Genomic DNA, 514 nt, shown 5'->3' on the forward strand with positions numbered 1-514 from the left:
ATCTAGCCATAGCTTCGGTGGTGTGTTTAGCCCCGTTACATTTTCGGCGCAGAGTCACTCGACCAGTGAGCTATTACGCACTCTTTCAATGGTGGCTGCTTCTAAGCCAACATCCTGGTTGTCTGTGCAACTCCACATCCTTTCCCACTTAACACACACTTGGGGACCTTAGCTGATGGTCTGGGCTGTTTCCCTTTTGACAATGGATCTTAGCACTCACTGTCTGACTCCCGGCAAGAAGTTAATGGCATTCGGAGTTTGACTGAGCTTGGTAACCCTTGCGGGCCCCGCACCCAATCAGTGCTCTACCTCCACCACTCCATTCACCGAGGCTAGCCCTAAAGCTATTTCGGGGAGAACCAGCTATCTCCGAGTTCGATTGGAATTTCTCCGCTACCCCCACCTCATCCCCGCATTTTTCAACATGCGTGGGTTCGGGCCTCCAGTGCGTGTTACCGCACCTTCACCCTGGACAGGGGTAGATCACACGGTTTCGGGTCTACGTCCACATACT

General features: G+C 52.9%; 1 rRNA gene. It reads right to left on the minus strand.

Going from position 1 to position 514, the window contains the following annotated elements:
- A 23S ribosomal RNA gene (locus tag AC0MA3_RS26385) occupies positions 1 to 514 on the minus strand; the annotation flags it as partial.

The organism is Paenibacillus sp. LS-5 (assembly GCF_056121505.1).